We start from the raw sequence: 18,444 nt of genomic DNA, 5'->3' as shown, positions 1-18,444 counted from the left end.
CAGAGGCAGGGACTTAACCAATTGATTTAAAATATAATTTGCGGAGTGTCATATCGGGCAGGAGTGGAGTTAGATAGAAGGTGGTATTAATGTGTTAGTACCACCTTCTATCTAATCACTGTTATGAATCTATGGATCTCCTATGAAAGATGACCTCGTATTAGTGGCGCTGGATGCAGAGCAGATAGCCAAAGCGAAAGATGAAAATGGGAAGCGTAAGCAGATAACCCATGCGCTTGTCGTTGGAAACTACGGGGTGATGTTCGGTACTGAGAAGCAATGCATGAAGTATTACTCGGTCTGGAAGGATATCTTCAAAGATCTATTCGGCCAGTGCTACGAAACAGACCAGTACCATCTCACCACCTATACAAGCTCCGGCAATGTGGTGATGGATCTGATAGAAGAGTCCGATAGACGCAAACCCAACATAGATTTCATCGAAGATGCGATGAAGCACGAGAAAAAAGGCTTTTGGGACAAATTGTTTAGCCGCCAGCAAAACTCATAACCAGAAATTTCAGTTCGTTCCGGCCTTGAAGGACCTACTCCGGACACACTCTTCTCCACTTAGCTAAAAAATGACGCAGCTGAACAATGACATTATAAATACTAGATAATCGATACTTGGTGGTAGTAATAATGACAGAAACAAGTCTTATTGATTTAAAAGCTCTATCTGAACCTGCATGTAAGTTGATTGATGCGATCAGTAACACAATTGGTGTTTTATATGAGCCGACAAGAATTCGCCGAAAAGCTATAGCTGAATCTGATTCACTCGTTATTATGGCTAAAGCAGAGTCTGATGCACTTTCTATTAGGGCTGCTCGACGGATTTCAACACAAGAGACGCGTCGACAAGAAAATATCGAAGGCATTGTCGACAAATCAATTAGCTACCTTGATAATAATGATATTGCTGATGGTGTAGCATTAGATGCTGATTGGTTGTCGTTCTATTTTGATAAATGCCAAGATGTTTCTATAGAAAATGTCCAAAATCTTTGGGCTAAAATACTTGCGGGTGAGGTTTTGGAACCAGAAGCGTGCAGTAGAGCTACATTGCTTGTCCTGCAATCTCTAAGCAACAATGATATAAATTTATTTAATCGTTACTGTCAGTTTCTTTTTCATGTTAACGGTGAGTTATTGCGTTTTAAATACTCATCACTTAACAAACATATCGAAAACAGCGGAATAAGAGAGTCTGATATTCGCCATCTTCAAGACCTTGGTTTGATACAACCTCAGCAACAATTCCATTTTACCAAGAATGAGCGTTATCTAATCGAATATGGTAGCTATAGGTTTGCAATGACGTTGAATGGACATCGTGAAAATCGCACTGAGTTTCTAACTAAAGCTGGACGAGAGCTCTATCGCTTCATTGACATTAAGCCATGTGAAAAATACTACGAGATCTTGTTAAGCAGATCGCAGTTGATGGCTCGTAAAGTAAAAATGTTAGAGTAAATATTTATAATTGAGAGTTATATTGCCAGTAGATTAGAATAGCGAAGCGTATTCGGACAATTGCGAATAAACCGGCCGAAAAATCCACTATCGCTATAGCAAACGTTCCTGACGAGGTGGGGATCCTCTGCCATTCACTGATTAAGCGGACGTTATTTTTATCCAGCTGGAATAAACAATGAAATATTCATTAAATTGGAAACAACCATTACTCTCCATGAGCAAGCGGTTCTTTATATTTATCACTTTGATTTTTGCCGGGTTTGTTGCGCTCAGTACATACAAAACCCAACTCGACATGGAGTTGGGCTCTTGGCTCTTTTACCAATATTTAAAAATCCTTCTAACATCCTTCGTTGTATTGTTCGCAATGGCTCAAGCCTCCAGATTGTTTTCCGTCGAATTGAGGAGCGAGGATGTGGTAGGTAGAAACCGCTTTTTCCAGAAAGTATCCATACCCTATACAGAGATGATCGGTGTGAGTATGGGGAAATTACTCATAGTTGATTGCATGGTCATTCGTACTAACAGTCGCAAGAAAATTTACGCCCCTTTTGACCTGGATGGCTTCTCAGATTTTTCGAATAAAATAGATGCCAGACTACAAAGTAGCAAAGCACTTAAAAATAATGCGTAACCAACTCCACTTTTATATTTTGGAGTTAATTCCAAGACTTCTTATCATTCCGACGTTTAACCTCATAAAAAATTTCATGGAGATATCATGAAGATTTCTGAAGTCGCAGAGATGACAAATATTTCCATTCATACACTGAGATATTATGAGAAAGAAGGGCTATTACTGAATATCCGTAGAAATGAATCCGGCCAACGTATTTTCGATAAAACAGATATTGAATGGCTAACCTGGATTAAACGTTTAAAGTCTACCGGAATGCCGCTAGCGGAAATAAAGTCATTTGCCAAGCTACGCCAAGCCGGCTCTACAACCTTGTCAGAAAGAAAGTCTTTGCTTGTCGCTCATAAAACCAACCTTGAACAAGAGATAGCAAGACTCAATGGTGAACTGAATATTGTGCTTTACAAAATAGATGCCTACGACCAAAAAATGCTTGACCTAGAGTGAACTCGAGGGATTAGCGTACAGATTCCACAGTAAGGAGTCATTTATGTTTAATCCCGGTTATTACATTACTGCCGAGCTAAAGGTCAAAGTTCCTGAAAACATCGATAAAGCTCGCCAACACTTGAAAGAACTTTGCGAAGAGACTCTAAAAGAGCCTGGTTGCTCTATTTTCACACTTCATCAATGTTTAGATGATAAGAGCCGTCTCTTGCTGTGGGAAAGGTTTAACAGCGAAGATGATTTCAAATATCATTTTGAGCAACCTCACACGCAAGAGTATCTGAGGCATGACTTGACAGAGGTGGTGCAGTACTTTGTGACGGATGTGCTCTAACTCGTTCATATCCTGTTTGCTCAGGTCTAATTATCACCAGACACCGACGGCCACCAGTCGGTGTCTGACTCCATTTGCAATCACAGCCAATCACTGTTTGGCGAATGCGCCAAGGAGATAAATGAAGCCTGACTTAACCGGCAGACGGATTGTGCTGCGCACCATTGGCCCGCAGGATGCTGCCGATCTGTTCGAGATTTATAGCAATCCGCTGACCATGGAGTTTGCCTCTGATCCCTGCTTTACCTCTCCCGCCATGGTGGTGCAGATGATGGCGAGCGTGGTGCGGCTGGAGCACACGGGGAAGTCGCTGGAGTGGGCGATTGTCGAGCGGGAGGGCAATAAGGTGATCGGCACCTGCGGCCTGCACAGTTTCAGCGAGGCGGGCCGCTGCTGCGAGGTGGGCTGCCTGCTCAATGCGGCCTATTGGCGCAGAGGGTTTATGTCGGAGGCGCTGGGATTGCTGTTCGCCCACGCCAGCACACTGGGAGTCACCTGCCTCACCGCAGATATCGATGCAGATAACGTCCGCTCTATCGCCCTGTTTGAAAAGCTGGGCTTCAAGGCGCATGCAGGGCGCTATCAGCGCATGCTGCCTTTTGTCTGACCCGACACCAGAGGCACAACGCCCTCGCCTCTCAGGCCGTTGTGGCAAGGATCAGGCATAAAAAAACCGGAACCCAAGGGTTCCGGTTTTTTTCATTCCAGCCGAAGCTGGCAAACCAGCAAATTAAGCCTGGTTTTTAACTTCTTTCAGACCGCGGAAAGGAGCTTTGGCACCCAGAGCTTCTTCGATACGGATCAGCTGGTTGTACTTGGCAACACGGTCAGAACGGCTCATGGAACCGGTCTTGATCTGGCCAGCAGCGGTACCAACAGCCAGGTCGGCGATGGTCGCGTCTTCGGTCTCACCGGAGCGGTGGGAGATGACGGCAGTGTAGCCAGCGTCTTTGGCCATCTTGATGGCAGCCAGAGTTTCGGTCAGGGAACCGATCTGGTTGAACTTGATCAGGATGGAGTTGGCGATGCCGTTGTCGATACCGCGCTTCAGGATCTTGGTGTTGGTTACGAACAGGTCGTCACCCACGATCTGGATTTTCTTGCCCAGTTCAGCAGTCTGGTAGGCGAAACCTTCCCAGTCAGATTCGTCCAGGCCATCTTCGATGGAGACGATCGGGAACTTGGTGGTCAGGTCAGCCAGGAAGTCGGAGAAACCGTTGGAGGTGAAGACACGACCTTCGCCTTTCAGGTTGTACTCTTTCTTCTCTGCGTCGTAGAACTCGGAAGCAGCGCAGTCCATAGCCAGGGTGATGTCGGTGCCCAGTTTGTAACCGGCAGCGGCAACGGCTTCAGCGATAACTTCCAGCGCTTCGGCGTTGGATTTCAGGTTCGGAGCGAAACCACCTTCGTCACCAACTGCAGTGTTGTAGCCCTTGGACTTCAGCACTTTGGCCAGGTTGTGGAACACTTCTGCGCCCATGCGAACGGCTTCTTTCAGGGTCTTGGCGCCAACCGGCTGGATCATGAACTCCTGGATGTCGACGTTGTTGTCGGCGTGCTCACCACCGTTGATGATGTTCATCATCGGCAGCGGCATGGAGTAAACACCCGGGGTGCCGTTCAGCTCGGCGATGTGGGCGTACAGCGGCATGCCTTTGGCAGCAGCGGCAGCTTTGGCGTTAGCCAGGGAAACAGCCAGGATGGCGTTGGCGCCGAACTTGGATTTGTTCTCGGTACCGTCGAGGTCGATCATGATCTGGTCAACGGTGGCCTGGTCCTTGGCATCTTTACCCAGCAGAGCTTGAGCGATCGGGCCGTTTACGGCTTCGATGGCTTTCAGCACGCCTTTACCCAGGAAACGGCTCTTGTCGCCGTCACGCAGTTCCAGCGCTTCGCGGGAACCGGTGGACGCGCCAGACGGAGCGGCTGCCATACCAACAAAACCACCTTCCAGGTGAACTTCGGCCTCAACGGTCGGGTTACCACGGGAGTCGATGATTTCACGACCGATCACTTTAACGATCTTGGACATGTGTATTTCCTCAGGTTTCGTAAAAAAACAACAAAAATATGCCAAAAAAAGCGGCTGTGGCACAGTGCCCCAACCGCATTTATTTTCAATTACTTCAAATTACGCTTCTGATACTCGCCTGCCGCCTTCACAAAACCGGCGAACAGAGCGTGGCCATCACGAGGAGTAGAGGTGAACTCCGGGTGGAACTGCGCAGCCACGAACCAGGGGTGATCCGGGATCTCGATGATTTCCACCAACTTCTTGTCAGCGGAGAGACCGGTCACTTTCAGACCTGCCGCTTCAATCTGCGGCAGCAGCTTGTTGTTTACTTCGTAACGGTGACGGTGACGCTCGTAAATGGTCGGGCTGCCGTACATCTGACGCACCTTGGAATCTTCGACCAGGTGGCAGAGCTGGGAACCCAGACGCATGGTACCGCCCAGATCGGACTTCTCGGTACGGGTCTCGACGTTGCCTTCTTCATCCACCCACTCGGTGATGAGGCCGACGACCGGGTACGCGCAATCTTTCTTGAACTCGGAGGAGTGAGCCCCTTCCATACCCGCTACGTTGCGAGCGAATTCGATCATGGCAACCTGCATGCCGAGGCAGATACCCAGGTAGGGGATCTTGTTCTCGCGGGCATACTGGGCAGCCAAAATTTTGCCTTCCACACCGCGCTCACCGAAGCCACCCGGCACCAGGATCGCGTCCAGACCTTCCAGCAGCTCGGCGCCACGGGTCTCGATATCCTGAGAGTCGATGTACTTGATGTTGACGGAGTGGCGGGTCTTGAGACCACCGTGCTTGAGCGCCTCGTTGACGGACTTGTAAGCGTCCGGCAGGGAGACGTACTTGCCGACCATACCGATGGTCACTTCACCAGTCGGGTTGGCCTCTTCGTAAATAACCTGTTCCCACTCGGACAAATCAGCTTCTTTGCACTCCAGACCGAAACGCTCGGTGAAGTAGGAGTCCAGATTCTGGGATTTCAGCAGTGCCGGGATCTTGTAGATGGAGTCGACGTCTTTCATGGAGATGACGGCGCGCTCGGGCACGTTGCAGAACAGGGCAATCTTGGCGCGCTCGTTGGCCGGAATGGCACGGTCGGAGCGGCAGATCAGCACATCCGGCTGGATACCGATGGAGAGCAGCTCCTTGACGGAGTGCTGGGTCGGCTTGGTCTTCACTTCACCGGCAGCGGCCAGGTAAGGAACCAGAGTCAGGTGCATGAACATGGCATTGTTGCGACCCACTTCGGCAGCCAGCTGACGAATGGCTTCGAGGAACGGCAGGGACTCGATGTCACCTACGGTACCGCCCACTTCGACGATGGCAACCTGATGGCCTTCGGCACCGGCAATCACCCGCTCCTTGATGGCGTTGGTGATGTGCGGGATAACCTGAATGGTGGCGCCCAGATAGTCACCACGACGCTCTTTACGCAGTACGTCGGCGTAGATACGGCCGGTGGTAAAGTTGTTGCGACGGGTCATCTTGGTGCGGATGAAACGCTCGTAGTGACCCAAATCCAGATCGGTTTCGGCCCCGTCCTCGGTTACGAACACTTCACCATGCTGGGTCGGGCTCATGGTGCCCGGATCCACGTTGATGTAGGGGTCCAGTTTCATGATGGTCACATCCAGACCACGGGCTTCCAGAATGGCTGCCAGAGAAGCTGCGGCAATGCCTTTGCCGAGGGATGAAACAACGCCACCAGTAACAAAAATATATTTGGTCGTCATGCTGAACCTGAAAGAAGTTTAGGGAATTTTAAGGGGTGCTTCGGGGATGAAGCAGGACGGGGAAACAGTATACCAAAAACCCCTCTCCCAAACAATGAGCAAAAATCTATCAGGCTCCTTGCCGCCCCATCTTGCGCCAAATCAACTTTGCTCGGTTTCCTTCGCCTTGTCCCAGGCAGCATCAAGCTTTTCGAGGGTGCAATCGCTCATTTTCAGCCCTTCTGCGGCGATTATCTGCTCAACCTGACGAAAGCGACGCTCGAACTTGGCGTTGGCGCCCCGCAGCACCTGCTCCGGATCCTTGCCCAGATGGCGCACCAGATTGACGGTGGCAAACAGCAGATCGCCAAGCTCGTCGCTCACCCGCTCCTCGTCCACATCGACCATCAACACCTCTTCCATCACCTCGTCGATCTCCTCGTGGATCTTGTCCACCACCGGCCCCAGAGTTTTCCAGTCAAAACCGACGGTGGCACAGCGCTTCTGGATCTTGGCGGCGCGGGTCAGGGCCGGCAGCGAGAGCGGGATATCGTCCAGCACGCTCTCTTTGTCGAGGGCCGCCCGCTCTTTGGCTTTTTCCGCTTCCCAGTTCGCTTTTACCGCCTGCTCGTTGGCAAGGTCTGCATCGGAAAAAACGTGGGGGTGACGGCGAATGAGTTTCTCGCTTACCGTATCGACGATATCGGCGAAGTCGAACAGCCCCTGCTCCTTGCCAAGCTGGGCGTAAAACACCACCTGAAACAGCAGGTCACCCAGCTCCCCTTTCAGCCCCTGCCAATCTTCGGTCTCGATGGCATCGGCCACTTCGTAGGCCTCTTCCAAGGTGTGCGGCACTATGGTCTGGAAGTTCTGTTTCAGATCCCAGGGGCAGCCGTTTTGCGGATCGCGCAGGCGAGCCATGATGTCGAGCAGTTGGGGCAGATCGTAACGTTGAGACATGGGATATTCGCTTTCAATTCGTTCAAAAAGGGTCGTAAATGCAGACCGGCCACTGGGGCCGGTCGGTTCGATATCAAAGCCGCTTGGCGCTGATCACATCGTTAAGCTGACTGAGCTTGGCCAACGCCCGGTTGAAGGCGTTGATGTTGTAAATCTCCAGCTCCATATCGATCTCGGCGGTCTGCTCGCGCACGTTTGAGCGGGAGCGCACCCCCATCACATTGATCTTCTCGTTGGCCAGCACTGTAGTGATATCGCGCAGCAAGCCGGAGCGATCGTTGGAGATGATCCTGATGGTGAGGCCGTAGCCACCGGAGTAGTTCTCCCCCCACACCGCATCGATCAGCCGCTCGGGGTTGCGACGTGACAACTCCTTGAGCTGCTCGCAATCTTCCCGGTGGATCGAAACGCCACGCCCCATGGTGATGAAGCCCTGAATGGAGTCCCCAGGGATCGGCTGACAGCAACGGGCGATATGGGTCATCAAATTGCCGACCCCTTCCACCACTATGTGGTCTTTGGGCTTGTGGCGCATCGGCGCATTGGCCTTCTGCTCCAGCTTCTCCAACAGGCGGCGATCTTCCTCTTCCGCCGTCGGCTTGTTGTAGCAGGTGTCGAGATAGTTGAGCACCTGGTTGATGCGGATATCGCCGCTGCCGATACCAGCCAGCAGATCGTCGGTGCTCTCCAGATTGAAGCGGCGCAGCATGTTGCCCTTGTCGATCTTGGACATGCTGAGGTTGTGACGATCCAGCTCCTTCTCGAACAGCTCGCGACCGGCCACGATGTTCTTGTCCCGATCCAGCTTTCTGAACCAGGTCGCTACCTTGGCCCGCGCCCGGCTGGAGCGCAGGAAGCCGGCGTTGGGGTTCATCCAGTCGCGGCTCGGGTTGGGCTCCTTCTGGGTGATCACCTCCACCTGATCGCCGGTCTGCAGCGCATAGGTAAACGGCACGATGCGGCCGTCAATCTTGGCGCCGATGCAGCGGTGGCCGATCATGCTGTGGACGTGATAGGCAAAATCGAGCGGGGTGGCGCCAGCCGGCAGGTCGATGACATCCCCTTTCGGGGTGAAGACGTAGACCCTGTCCTCGAACACCTGACTGCGCAGATCTTCCAGCAGGGAGCCGCTCTCGGAGAGATCTTCCTGCCAGGCGAGCAGCTTGCGCAGCCACTCGATCTTGTCTTCGAAGGTGTTGGCCTTGCCGCCAGCCTGTGCCCCTTCCTTGTAGCGCCAGTGCGCCGCGACGCCGAGCTCGGCATCCTGATGCATCTGGTCGGTACGGATCTGGATCTCGACCGTCTTGCCCTCCGGCCCCACCACTACGGTGTGGATCGACTGATAGCCGTTGGGTTTGGGGTTGGCGACATAGTCGTCAAACTCGCGAGGAATGTGGTGGAACTGGGTATGCACGATACCGAGCGCCGCATAGCAATCCTGCAGCCGCTTGGTCACTACCCGCACCGCGCGCACGTCGAACAACTCGTTGAACTCGAGGTGCTTCTTCTGCATCTTGCGCCAGATGCTGTAGATGTGTTTCGGCCGACCGTACACCTCGGCGTCAACTCCCGCCTCTTTCAACCCATTACGCAGGGATTGCACAAACTCGCGGATATAGCGCTCACGGTCGAGCCGCTTCTCGTCGAGCTGCTTGGCGATCTGCTTGTAGGTATCCGGGTGCAGATAACGGAAGGCGAGATCTTCCAGCTCCCACTTGAGCTGGCCGATGCCCAGACGGTTGGCGAGCGGCGCATAGATGTTGGTGATCTCCTGGGCCATCAGCACCCGGGTCTCTTCATCTGCCGTCTTCGCTTCCCGCAGGCAGGCGATCCGCTCCGCCAGCTTGATCACCACGGCGCGCACATCCTCGACCATGGCGAGCAACATGCGACGCACGTTGTCGACCTGCTCCGGCGAGGTTTCGCTGCGATGGAGGGTTTGCAGGGAGCGGATGGCCTCCATCTCCAACACCCCTTCCACCAGCTTGGCGATCTTGGAGCCGAAGTCCTCGTCCATCCGCTCCTGGCTGATGAGACCGGCTTCGACGAAGGGGTAGATGATGGCGGCCTTGAGGGTACCGATATCCATGCTGAGCATCTGCAGGATGCCCACCATTTCGATGCCGCGCACCAGCAGCTTGCTGGTCAGCGCCTCGTCACCGAGCGTCAAACAATACTGGTAGACGGTTCGCAGCTGATCCTTTTCACTGTCACTCAAGGAGAGCGAGCTGACCCACTCTTCCAGGGTGAAGTTGTCTTTCAAATGAATATCGCGAACCGCAACCATGGTATCAATCCTTTAAATTATCGGGCCGAAAGCTGTCACTTTCTCCCCTCATGAGATTGCCTCAAATGGGGATATCCAGCGCACTTTTCAAGGCATATTGTCCAGAAAGACAATAGAGCGCGCCAACAGGCCCTGCCGAACGACAAGGGTCTAGATTACCCCAATCACACAAGCTCAAACAGCCGCAGACATGCCAGATTACACATCCGCATCGCCGTACCGATGAGTCATTTACTCCCGTTCAAACAGCGCCATGGACTCCAGATGACCGGTGTGAGGGAACATGTCGAGCATGCCGAGGCGCACCAGACGGTAACCCCCTTTCACCAGCACCTGACTGTCCCGCGCCAGGGTGACCGGGTTACAGGAGACGTAGACCACCCGCTTGGGTGAAAGTTTCACGACGTGTCCCATCACTTCCAGCGCGCCGGGGCGAGCCGGATCCAGCAGCACCAGATCGAACCCTTCCCGCGCCCAGGACATGCCGACGATGTCATCGCTCAGGTCGGCCTTGTAGAAACGGGCATTGGTGATGCCGTTGCGACGGGCGTTCTCTTCGGCCCGCTGCACCATGGCCAGTTCACCTTCCACACCCACCACTTCGCGAGCCTGACGGGCCAGCGGCAGGGTGAAGTTGCCGATGCCGCAGAAGAGATCGAGCACCTTGTCATCCTTGCTCGCCCCGAGCCATGTCAGCGCCTGCTCAACCATGCTCTGGTTGATGGGGCCGTTGACCTGAATGAAATCACCGGGTGCAAATGCAAGAGACAGGCCATCCAGCGAGTAGGATGGGGAAAATTGTTGCTGCAGCGCTTCGATGCGATCATCCGCCGCCTGCAGATAGAGGTCGATCCCCTGTGCTTTTGCAAACTCCACCAGCAGGGCGCGATCCGCCTCATTGGGGCGGCCGGTGTGACGCAGCAGCATCATGATCCCCTGCTCGGCCTGGATAAGCTCCGCATGGCCCAGCTCGCGCTGGCTCTTGAGGCGATTGAGGCACTCACGCAGCGGGGCAATCAGCGCAGAGAGCGGCTCGGCCAGCACAGGGCACCCTTCGATTTCCACCAGATCGTTGCTGTTGCGACGGCGGAAACCGACCCGGGTGCAGCGACCGTTCTTGTCAAATTTGATGGCCAGACGACAGACCCGGCGATAGGCACGATCTTCACCGGTCAGTACCGGCTCCAGCGCAGGCGCCTTGATGTTGCCCAACCGCTCGAACAGGCTGACCAGTCCGGCCGCCTTGGCGGCTTGCTGATCGGCAACCGACATGTGCTGGGCACTGCAACCGCCGCACTCGCGATAGTGGCTGCAGAAGGGGGCGATACGATTGGCCGCCGGGGTCACAACCTGTTGCAAGGCGGCGTGACCGTACTGCTTTTTTTCTTCGGTGATGCGTGCCTTGACGGTCTCGCCGGGCAGCGCCCCTTCGACGAAGATCGCCTTGCCCTGATGGCGACCGATACCGACGCAGTGGTGATCGAGGGTGTCTATCGTAAATTCAATGCGTTGGAGCTGGGTGGACTTCTTTTGGGGCTTGAAAAACTGGGCCATAAAACTTGGTGCCTATAGGTGGCTATGTCATGATTGTGGAATCTGCTGCCGGGTATTGTCCCACAAGAATAATAGTATGACCAAATACGGCCACAGAGCCCGTGTATTGCCATCAACCCTATCGCCAACCCTGTTCACTGGTGGCCTGTTCGTATGACCAAATATGGCCTGAGAGCACGCGTTCTCGCCTTCACCATCCTGCCGACCCTGATCATCGGTGGCCTGATGGCCGGTTACTTCACCTTCCACCGCTACCAGCAGCTGGAAAACAACCTCATTGATCAGGGGATCAACATCATCGAACCGCTGGCGATCGCCAGTGAATACGGGATGACCCAGCACAGCCGCGAATCCCTCAAGCGACTGATTGGCCTGACCCACCGCAAGAACTCCCCCTTCATCAAGTCCATCGCAGTCTTCACCCAGGACAACCAGCTGTTCGTTACCTCGAACTATCACCGGGATTTCACCCGACTCAGACTGCCCGATGGCGAGCCTATTCCGGATCTGACCAGCGTGACGTTTCAGGGGGACGACATCATTTTGCGCACCCCGATCCAGGCTGAAACCAGTCTGGATGGCTTCCCGCTACCCAGCGATGTGGAGCCGCCGATGATCGGCTACATCTCGATGCAGATGGCGACCGACAGGGCCATGCTGCTGCAGTATCGTGACACCTTCTTTGCGGTGATCATGGTGCTCATCGGGGTGGCCTTCAGTACCCTGTTTGGCTTCCGGCTGGTCAAGAGCGTGACCCAGCCCATCACCAACATGGTGCAGGCGGTGCACAAGATCAGGGAAGGGCGGCTCGATACCCGGGTCAGCGGCCAACTCACCGGCGAGCTGGATATGCTGAAAAACGGCATCAACGCCATGGCCAAGGCGCTCTCCGAATATCACGAAGAGATGCAGCAGAATATCGATCAGGCCACCTCTGACCTGCGCGAAACCCTGGAGCAGATCGAGATCCAGAACGTCGAACTCGACATGGCCAAGAAACGGGCGCAGGAGGCGGCGCGGGTCAAGTCGGAGTTTTTGGCCAACATGTCCCACGAACTGCGCACGCCGCTCAACGGGGTCATCGGTTTTACCCGCCAGTTGCTGAAAACCAGCCTGACCCCGAGCCAGACCGACTACATGCAGACTATCGAGAAATCGGCGCGCAACCTGCTTGGCATCATCAACGACATCCTCGACTTCTCCAAGCTGGAGGCGGGCAAGCTGCAGCTGGAGCATATCCCGTTCAGCCTGCGCGACACCCTCAACGAGACCATGCACCTGCTCGGCCCCAGCGCCCACGACAAGCAGCTGGAGCTATCCCTGCGGGTGGATGCCGATGTACCGGACTACCTCACCGGCGACCCCATGCGTCTGCAACAGGTGCTGACCAACCTCACCGGCAACGCCATCAAGTTCACCGAACAGGGCAACGTGGATGTCCATATCGAGCAGACCGGCAGTGGCAACCACAAGGTGAGGCTCAACGTCCAGATCCGTGATACCGGCATCGGCATCTCCCAAGAGCAGCAACATCAGCTGTTCCAGGCCTTCAATCAGGCCGACTCCTCTATCTCCCGTCGTTATGGCGGCACGGGCCTGGGCCTCGTCATTACCCAGAAGCTGGTGCAGCAGATGGGCGGCCAGATCCGCTTCGAATCGGAGCTCGGCAAGGGCTCTATCTTCTCGTTCAGTCTGGATGTGGAGGTCTCGCCCCTGCCCCAGACCGATCAACTGCCACTGGATCGGATCCGTGGCAAACGGCTCTGGCTGCTGGAACCGGATCCCTTCGCGCAAGCCTCCCTGCTCGCCCTGTTGGCGGAGTGGCACCTCGACGTGCACCCACTGACCAGCGATGATCCTTGGCCTGAGATGAGCGAGCAGGAGATGGTGATCATCGGCAGCAGCACCCTGCATACACCGCAGCAGGTGCTCGGCCGTCTCGACAGACTGAACGGCCAGCAGCAGAACACCATAGTACTGCTCAGCAGCCACGAGCCAGCGCTCTATGAAGCTATGCTGGCCCATGGCGCCCAGCACTGTCTTTCCAAACCGGTCAACCACCGCAAGCTGCTGCACGCCCTGCTCTCGCCGGAATCGAGCCGCCAGAAGCTACCTGCTCAGCCTGCTCCGCGCCAGTTGCAGCCAATCAAGGTGCTGGCGGTGGATGACAACGCCGCCAACCTCAAGCTGATCGCCGCCATGCTCAAGGAGATGGTGAGTCAGGTGGTGGTGTGCAAAAACGGCAAGGAGGCGGTCAAGCAGGCCCAGAGCCAGCCGTTCGACATCATCTTCATGGATATCCAGATGCCAATCATGGATGGCATCAGTGCCACCCAGGCGATCCGCAACCAGTCCCTCAACACCACCACCCCGATCGTGGCGGTGACCGCTCACGCCATCCCCGGCGAACGGGAGCGACTGATCCGGCAGGGGATGGACGACTATCTGGCCAAGCCCATCGACGAGAGCATGCTGGCCCAGCTCATCACCGACTTTGCCCATCGCCGCCACCAGAATAATGGTGCCCAACAGATCGACTGGGCACTGGCGGTGCGGCAAGCGGCGGGGAAAGAGCATCTCGCCAGAGAGATGCTGACCATGCTGCTGGCCAGTTTCGACGAGGTGGAGCCTGTGCTGGATAGCGCACTGGCTGGCGAAATTGAAGATAGCGAGGTGCTGGCCCAGCTCCATCGCCTCAACGGTGGCTGTGCCTATTCCGGGGTGCCGGGACTGCAACGGCTGCTCTCCCAGCTGGAGCAACAGCTGCGTGACGGCGTGCCGGTCAGCGAGCTGGAACCCGAGCTGCTGGAGCTGCAAGATGCGCTGGAACTGGTGCGCCAGGAGGCGCCCCGCTATCTCGGCAAGGCCTGATGAGCTTGACCTGAACTGTATTGGCCCCCGCTTTTTCTGACGCGAGGGCCGCCAGATGGTAAAGTTGCGCCGTTTACACAGGAGTCAGCATGACCAACAACGATATTCTGCGCCGTCTGCGCTACGCCCTCACCATCAGCAACGACCAGATGGTCGAGATGTTTGCCAAGGGCAACCTGACGGTCACTCACGCCCAGCTGCACAGCTGGTTGATGAAAGAGGCGGCGGAAGGTGAAGAGCAAGAGGCAGGCTATGTCGCCTGTCCCGACTCGGCCCTGAGCCAGTTCCTCGACGGTTTCATCATCGCCCGCCGCGGCGTGCGGGAAGATGCACCGGCCCAGGTGATCCCGAACCGGATCAACAACAACATGATCCTGCGCAAGCTGCGCATCGGTCTCAACTTCAAGGAAGAGGACATGCTCGGCACCCTCAAACTCGCCGACTTCAACCTCTCCAAGTCCGAGCTCAGTGCCCTGTTCCGCTCCAAGGATCACAAGCACTATCAGGATTGCGGGGATCAGATCCTGCGCAACTTCCTGATCGGCCTCACGGCCAAATACCGCGGCTAACCAGCCGCGCGACTGACCAGACCGGGCCTTCGACATGTGCCAGCGACTCACTCCTCCCACGTTCAGCAGACTGGCTGTGGCAGGGGGATGGCGCTGGCGCTGTCTTCTTCCCCTCTTCTTTCTGCCACTGGTTCTGCTGCTGAGCGCCTGTACCCCGTCCGAGTATCAGCTCTCGACCCGCTATCAGAGCGCCAACCAGAACGAGCGGATCGCCTTTCTGATCCTCCACTACACCGATGAAGACGATGCCAACTCCTTGCGCCTGCTGACCGAGCCGGAGCACAAGGTGAGCGCCCACTACCTGATTCCCCGCGACAGCCACGAGACCCCGCTACCGGTCTATCAGCTGGTGCCGGACAGCGCGCGCGCCTGGCATGCCGGACGCAGCCGTTGGCACCAATATGCCGGGCTCAATGCCAGCTCCCTTGGCATCGAGATCGTCAACCTCGGCTATCCAGCAGAAGATGAGCCGCTGGCCCCCGATGTCCGCCGCTGGCAACCCTATACCCCGCAGCAGATTGCCGCCGTCGGCGCCCTCAGTCGGGAGCTGGTCGCCCGCTACCAGATTCCACCGACCCAGGTGCTGGGCCACAGCGATGTCGCCCCCGAGCGCAAGCAGGATCCCGGCCCCCACTTCCCCTGGCGCCAGCTCTATCTGACGTACGGAGTCGGCGCCTGGCCAGATGAAGGTCGGGTGGCCGAGCTACTGGCCAGTCCCTTGCCCGATTGGGATGCGGCCATGTGGCAGCAGCAGCTGGCCCGCTATGGCTATGGCCTGCCCCGGAGCGGCCAGTGGGATGAGCAGAGCCGCGCCGTCATGGGCGCCTTTCAGCTCCACTTTCGCGCCAGCAAGGTCGATAGCAAACCAGACCGCGAGTGTCAGGCCATCCTGATGGCGCTGCTCGAAAAATACTTCCCCTAATACTCATCCATTGCCCCCGTCGCTGCGTACTGTTTGATAGCTGTTAGCTATCAAACAGTTAGGTACAAGCAATTGTCCCTTCATTTTGCAAGGCGTTACTCTGACTGCGTTCCGAAAGAGAATTTAAAACCGATTTCCAAATCTGGAGGTGAATGATGAAAAGCCCGATTGGTCTTGATACTGCTCAATCACAAGCCCTGGCAGCCGAGTTGAACAAATTGCTGGCCAGCTACCAGATCCTCTACATGAACGTCCGCGGCTTCCACTGGAATATCCGTGGCAACCAGTTCTTCGAACTGCACCTGAAATTTGAAGAGATTTACAACGACCTGCTGCTGAAAGTCGATGCACTGGCCGAGCGGATCCTGACGCTGGATGGCGTGCCAATGCACAGCTTCAGCGACTACCTGAAAGTCTCTGCCATCCCGGAGCAAAAAGGGCTGCACGATGGCCGCGCCTGTGTCGAATCCTTGCAGGAGAGCTTCCGCGAACTGCTGGTCGCCCAGCGCCGTATTCTGGGTCAGGCCGCCGAAGCCGGTGATGAAGGCACTGCCTCCATCCTCTCCGACTATGTGCAGCAGCAGGAAAAACTGGTCTGGATGCTGCGCGCTTATCTGGCCTGATAGTCAACCAAGCCGACTACAGCGTACGTATTATTGTTTGAGTAAGTACCGGGCCGGAAGCACCTGACCAGCCAGACCACGGCCCAATCCGTCTGATTGTTATGTTCTGTTGCAAACCTGAGTTGTCTCTCCTTTTATCCACCCGCTTGCCGCCCTGTTTGGGCGGCTTTTTTTGTTTTTGATCTGCATCAAGGGAAACTTAATTGGCAAATTGAATGCCTATTAAGTTTTTCGCGAGAGGAATAGAATCGCCACAAAACAGACAACTGAAATGTCCAATTAGGAGAGGCATGATGTTTTGTGTGCAATGTGAACAGACAATTCGTACCCCGGCAGGCAACGGCTGTGCCTACGCACAAGGTATGTGCGGCAAGACGGCGGAAACCTCGGATCTGCAAGATGTGCTGATCTATACCCTGCAGGGGCTCAGCGCCTGGGCGCTGGCTGCCCGCGAGCAGGGCATCATCGACCGCGAGATCGATGCTTTCGTGCCCAAGGCCTTCTTCGCCACCCTCACCAACGTCAACTTCGATTCCGCCCGTATCGTGGCCTACGTCAATCAGGCCATCGCTTATCGCCAGCAGTTGGCCGAGCAACTGGCCGGGATGGCGGTACAGGTCAACGACTTGCCACACTCCGCTTACTTCGAGCCAGGTGCCGAGCTGCTGGAACAACTTGCCCATGCCGCACCAGCCGCCCCGAATCGGGGCAAGAACGAGGTAAACGAAGACATCATGGGGCTGCGTCTGCTCTGTCTCTACGGCCTCAAGGGCGCGGCCGCCTACATGGAGCACGCCCGGGTGCTCGATCAGCAGAGTGACGAGGTGGCCACCGAATTCCACCGCATCATGAGCTGGCTCAGCACAGACCCGAGCGAAATGGGTCGGCTGTTCAGCTGTGCCATGGAGATCGGTCAGCTCAACTTCAAAATCATGGAGATGCTGGATCTCGGTGAAACCAGCGCCTTCGGCCATCCGGACCCCACCCAGGTACGCGTAACACCCATCTCCGGCAAGTGCATTCTGGTCTCCGGCCACGACATGATGGATCTCAAGCTCATTCTGGAGCAGACCAGGGGGACCGGCATTCATATCTACACCCACGGTGAGATGCTGCCTGCGCTGGCCTACCCCTTCTTCAAGCAGTACCCCCATCTGGTGGGCAACTACGGCTCCGCCTGGCAGAACCAGCAGAAGGAGTTTGCCAACTTCCCGGGCGCCGTGGTGATGACCTCCAACTGCATCATCGACCCGAATGTGGGCAACTACTCGGATCGTATCTTCACCCGCTCCATCGTCGGCTGGCCGGGCGTCACTCATCTGGAGGGGGATGATTTCTCCACCGTGATCGCCAAGGCCCAAGCGCTGGAAGGCTTCAAGCACACCGAGCTCGAGCACTTCATCACCATCGGCTTTGCCCGCAACGCCCTGATGCAGGCCGCCCCCGCGGTGATTGAGAAGGTCAAAGCCGGAGAGATCAGCCACTTCTTCCTGGTGGGGGGCTGTGACGGTGACAAGGCCGAGCGCGCCTACTTCACCGAGTTTGCCAAGGCGGCGCCGCGCGACAGCCTGCTGCTAACGCTGGGCTGCGGCAAGTACAAGTTCAACAAGCTCGATTTTGGCGACATCGGCGGCATTCCGCGCCTGCTGGACGTGGGTCAGTGCAACGATGCCTATTCCGCCATCCAGTTGGCGCTGGCACTCTCCGAGGCTTTCGAGTGCGGGGTCAACGATCTGCCGCTGACGCTGGTGCTCTCCTGGTTCGAGCAAAAAGCCATCGTCATTCTGCTCACCCTGCTCTCCCTCGGGGTGAAGGACATTCGTACCGGGCCGACCGCCCCCGCCTTCCTCACCCCGGCGCTGCTCAAGGTGCTGGAGGAGCAATTTGGCCTGAAAGGGACCACCACGGCCGAGGCTGACTTGGCCGAGATCCTGGCGGCCTGATCGGCACCTCATGTTGTAAGCGTTTGGCGAGCCGCCCGGCTCGCCTTTTTTCTGGATCCGGCTTTTTCACCAGACGTTTT

General features: G+C 55.8%; 16 protein-coding genes. 11 read left to right on the top strand and 5 right to left on the bottom strand.

The window, feature by feature from the left end:
* The first annotated feature begins 142 nt into the window (after window positions 1–142).
* The 6 genes from ACTG27_RS20840 (at window position 143) to ACTG27_RS20815 (ending at window position 3,504) form a co-directional block, all read left to right on the top strand.
* A complete protein-coding gene (locus ACTG27_RS20840; RefSeq protein WP_181269193.1) occupies window positions 143–511 on the top strand; it encodes a hypothetical protein in 369 nt (122 codons plus the stop codon).
* 131 nt (window positions 512–642) lie between these two features.
* On the top strand, window positions 643–1,476 hold the full coding sequence (locus ACTG27_RS20835) for a DUF2806 domain-containing protein (protein WP_181269194.1): 834 nt from the start codon (window positions 643–645) through the stop codon (window positions 1,474–1,476).
* A 178-nt stretch (window positions 1,477–1,654) separates the two neighbouring features.
* On the top strand, window positions 1,655–2,113 hold the full coding sequence (locus ACTG27_RS20830) for a hypothetical protein (protein ID WP_181269195.1): 459 nt from the start codon (window positions 1,655–1,657) through the stop codon (window positions 2,111–2,113).
* A gap of 87 nt (window positions 2,114–2,200) precedes the next feature.
* A complete protein-coding gene (locus ACTG27_RS20825) occupies window positions 2,201–2,563 on the top strand; it encodes a MerR family transcriptional regulator (RefSeq protein WP_139443346.1) in 363 nt (120 codons plus the stop codon).
* A gap of 43 nt (window positions 2,564–2,606) precedes the next feature.
* On the top strand, window positions 2,607–2,897 hold the full coding sequence (locus ACTG27_RS20820; RefSeq protein WP_429035460.1) for a putative quinol monooxygenase: 291 nt from the start codon (window positions 2,607–2,609) through the stop codon (window positions 2,895–2,897).
* Between the two features lie 121 nt (window positions 2,898–3,018).
* Window positions 3,019–3,504: a GNAT family N-acetyltransferase gene (locus tag ACTG27_RS20815; RefSeq protein ID WP_429035462.1), complete on the top strand. Its 486-nt coding sequence runs from the start codon at window positions 3,019–3,021 to the stop codon at window positions 3,502–3,504.
* Between the two features lie 123 nt (window positions 3,505–3,627).
* Here ACTG27_RS20815 and eno read toward each other — a convergent pair whose 3' ends face one another.
* From eno to rlmD, 5 genes are all read right to left on the bottom strand, one after another.
* The gene (gene eno, locus ACTG27_RS20810; RefSeq protein ID WP_005335583.1) at window positions 3,628–4,929 is read right to left on the bottom strand and encodes a phosphopyruvate hydratase; all 1,302 of its coding nucleotides are present in this window, start codon (window positions 4,927–4,929) and stop codon (window positions 3,628–3,630) included.
* A gap of 89 nt (window positions 4,930–5,018) precedes the next feature.
* Window positions 5,019–6,656, bottom strand: coding sequence for a glutamine hydrolyzing CTP synthase (gene pyrG, locus ACTG27_RS20805; protein ID WP_005335584.1), 1,638 nt, complete (start codon window positions 6,654–6,656; stop codon window positions 5,019–5,021).
* A 141-nt stretch (window positions 6,657–6,797) separates the two neighbouring features.
* On the bottom strand, window positions 6,798–7,595 hold the full coding sequence (gene mazG, locus ACTG27_RS20800) for a nucleoside triphosphate pyrophosphohydrolase (RefSeq protein ID WP_421177588.1): 798 nt from the start codon (window positions 7,593–7,595) through the stop codon (window positions 6,798–6,800).
* Window positions 7,596–7,668: 73 nt separating this feature from the next.
* Entirely contained in the window at window positions 7,669–9,882 is a 2,214-nt protein-coding gene (gene relA / locus ACTG27_RS20795) for a GTP diphosphokinase (protein ID WP_005335588.1), read from the bottom strand.
* Window positions 9,883–10,113: 231 nt separating this feature from the next.
* Window positions 10,114–11,436 carry a 23S rRNA (uracil(1939)-C(5))-methyltransferase RlmD gene (gene rlmD, locus ACTG27_RS20790; RefSeq protein WP_069528883.1) on the bottom strand — a complete coding sequence of 441 codons (1,323 nt, stop codon included), beginning with the start codon at window positions 11,434–11,436 and terminating at the stop codon, window positions 10,114–10,116.
* A 153-nt stretch (window positions 11,437–11,589) separates the two neighbouring features.
* On the opposite strand from rlmD, the gene barA reads away from it, so the two are divergent.
* The 5 genes from barA to hcp all read left to right on the top strand — a co-directional run bounded on the left by barA (window position 11,590) and on the right by hcp (window position 18,364).
* Entirely contained in the window at window positions 11,590–14,307 is a 2,718-nt protein-coding gene (gene barA, locus ACTG27_RS20785; RefSeq protein WP_042052370.1) for a two-component sensor histidine kinase BarA, read from the top strand.
* An 89-nt stretch (window positions 14,308–14,396) separates the two neighbouring features.
* Complete coding sequence (locus tag ACTG27_RS20780) at window positions 14,397–14,876, top strand: DUF1456 family protein (protein WP_005335594.1); 480 nt, start codon at window positions 14,397–14,399, stop codon at window positions 14,874–14,876.
* Between the two features lie 34 nt (window positions 14,877–14,910).
* A complete protein-coding gene (locus ACTG27_RS20775) occupies window positions 14,911–15,798 on the top strand; it encodes an N-acetylmuramoyl-L-alanine amidase (protein WP_439980333.1) in 888 nt (295 codons plus the stop codon).
* Window positions 15,799–15,953: 155 nt separating this feature from the next.
* Window positions 15,954–16,421: a Dps family protein gene (locus tag ACTG27_RS20770; RefSeq protein ID WP_139707517.1), complete on the top strand. Its 468-nt coding sequence runs from the start codon at window positions 15,954–15,956 to the stop codon at window positions 16,419–16,421.
* Between the two features lie 293 nt (window positions 16,422–16,714).
* Window positions 16,715–18,364: a hydroxylamine reductase gene (gene hcp, locus ACTG27_RS20765; protein ID WP_439980547.1), complete on the top strand. Its 1,650-nt coding sequence runs from the start codon at window positions 16,715–16,717 to the stop codon at window positions 18,362–18,364.
* Window positions 18,365–18,444: the final 80 nt, after the last annotated feature.

This window comes from Aeromonas sp. 97A (genome assembly GCF_051919185.1).
Classification (GTDB): domain Bacteria; phylum Pseudomonadota; class Gammaproteobacteria; order Enterobacterales; family Aeromonadaceae; genus Aeromonas; species Aeromonas veronii.
Note: the sequence above shows the minus strand (reverse complement) of the source record. Positions and strands in the feature narration are given on the sequence as shown.

Coding starts and splice junctions, on each gene's coding strand:
- ACTG27_RS20840 (WP_181269193.1), top strand. CDS start 143: ATGAAAGATGACCTCGTATTAGTGGCGCTGGATGCAGAGCAGATAGCC.
- ACTG27_RS20835 (WP_181269194.1), top strand. CDS start 643: ATGACAGAAACAAGTCTTATTGATTTAAAAGCTCTATCTGAACCTGCA.
- ACTG27_RS20830 (WP_181269195.1), top strand. CDS start 1,655: ATGAAATATTCATTAAATTGGAAACAACCATTACTCTCCATGAGCAAG.
- ACTG27_RS20825 (WP_139443346.1), top strand. CDS start 2,201: ATGAAGATTTCTGAAGTCGCAGAGATGACAAATATTTCCATTCATACA.
- ACTG27_RS20820 (WP_429035460.1), top strand. CDS start 2,607: ATGTTTAATCCCGGTTATTACATTACTGCCGAGCTAAAGGTCAAAGTT.
- ACTG27_RS20815 (WP_429035462.1), top strand. CDS start 3,019: ATGAAGCCTGACTTAACCGGCAGACGGATTGTGCTGCGCACCATTGGC.
- eno (WP_005335583.1), bottom strand. CDS start 4,929: ATGTCCAAGATCGTTAAAGTGATCGGTCGTGAAATCATCGACTCCCGT.
- pyrG (WP_005335584.1), bottom strand. CDS start 6,656: ATGACGACCAAATATATTTTTGTTACTGGTGGCGTTGTTTCATCCCTC.
- mazG (WP_421177588.1), bottom strand. CDS start 7,595: ATGTCTCAACGTTACGATCTGCCCCAACTGCTCGACATCATGGCTCGC.
- relA (WP_005335588.1), bottom strand. CDS start 9,882: ATGGTTGCGGTTCGCGATATTCATTTGAAAGACAACTTCACCCTGGAA.
- rlmD (WP_069528883.1), bottom strand. CDS start 11,436: ATGGCCCAGTTTTTCAAGCCCCAAAAGAAGTCCACCCAGCTCCAACGC.
- barA (WP_042052370.1), top strand. CDS start 11,590: ATGACCAAATATGGCCTGAGAGCACGCGTTCTCGCCTTCACCATCCTG.
- ACTG27_RS20780 (WP_005335594.1), top strand. CDS start 14,397: ATGACCAACAACGATATTCTGCGCCGTCTGCGCTACGCCCTCACCATC.
- ACTG27_RS20775 (WP_439980333.1), top strand. CDS start 14,911: ATGTGCCAGCGACTCACTCCTCCCACGTTCAGCAGACTGGCTGTGGCA.
- ACTG27_RS20770 (WP_139707517.1), top strand. CDS start 15,954: ATGAAAAGCCCGATTGGTCTTGATACTGCTCAATCACAAGCCCTGGCA.
- hcp (WP_439980547.1), top strand. CDS start 16,715: ATGTTTTGTGTGCAATGTGAACAGACAATTCGTACCCCGGCAGGCAAC.